Genomic DNA, 1,089 nt, shown 5'->3' with positions numbered 1-1,089 from the left:
CACCACGAGGGCCATCGATGGCAGGCAATAAGTCTTCTCTGTCGATGCTGGACTGGGCGGCGCAAATTCATGGCCCGGACTGTGCTGGCTTTGGCCCCGCTCGCGAAGTCGCGGCCTTGTCTCTGCCTGAAGGTGTGGCGGATGAGGTGGTCGCCTATGGTCTCGAGGCCCGCCAGGTCTACAACGGTCTTAAGCGTTTAATCGGGCAGGTCGCTGGCCTGATGATCCTGCTGCAGGCAAGCGGCCGCCGCGAAGTGCTCGATCTTCCGTCTATCGCCAGTGCCGCGGAATTGTTCGACGAACTCCGCGAACGCCTTTCAAAGTTGCGGACAACGTCTCGCCTTAATGTGCATCTGCAGCAGTTGATCAGCGCACACAGGCTCGTGGGCACCTGCCTCACTGTTTTGCGCGAGCAGCAAGCTGCCAAGAACACCCCAGACCTCGCCGAGCCGCTCGGCAATTTGTCGGCGGCTTACAGGCATCTGCAATCGGCATCCGAGGATCGCTTCGGAATGACCATGGTCGACTTCAGGCATTCCTGCTGCAACTGCGGGGCCGAAGGCCGCTTATCATCAGTCTAGGGAGGAAATAATGTCACAGTATTCGATCTGGATTCTCGAATATTCCTACGTCACCAAATACCACAAAAGTGGTGTTCTTTATGGTGCGCACAACCAGGGCTACGTCAAACTTCCGTACTGCTACGCCCTGATCAAAGGCAACGGACACGTTGCCATGGTGGATGTCGGTTACAACGACAAAGACTATGGAAAGCACCTTGGAGACAAGTTCGGTGTCGAGAACTGGCGCTCCCCAAAGGAGGTTCTCGCCGGGGTCGGCCTGACACCCGAGGAGGTCGATACGGTCTTCATCACCCACGCCCATTTCGACCATTTCGGCAATGTCGAGGATTTTCCGAAGGCGAAATTCTACATTCAGGAACGCGAGATCGCGAAGTGGACCTGGGCGATGTCGCTGCCTGACAGGCTCCGCTGGATGATGGTGGCTGTCGATCCCGGTGACATCATCCGTGGCGTCGATCTTGCGCGCCAGAAACGGCTCATTTGCGTCGATGGCATCGTAGAGAAC

2 protein-coding genes are annotated in these 1,089 nt (G+C 57.3%); both read left to right on the top strand.

Annotated features, from left to right (window positions below):
• The coding region (locus tag EOA22_RS34760) for a hypothetical protein (protein ID WP_206521506.1) at window positions 1-581 on the top strand (581 nt) is incomplete at its 5' end.
• A 10-nt stretch (window positions 582-591) separates the two neighbouring features.
• A partial coding sequence (locus EOA22_RS34755; protein ID WP_127390673.1) for an MBL fold metallo-hydrolase occupies window positions 592-1,089 on the top strand: 498 nt, incomplete at its 3' end.

The sequence above is a fragment of the Mesorhizobium sp. M7A.F.Ca.US.014.04.1.1 genome, assembly GCF_003998745.1.
GTDB lineage: Bacteria > Pseudomonadota > Alphaproteobacteria > Rhizobiales > Rhizobiaceae > Mesorhizobium > Mesorhizobium ciceri.
Note: the sequence above shows the minus strand (reverse complement) of the source record. Positions and strands in the feature narration are given on the sequence as shown.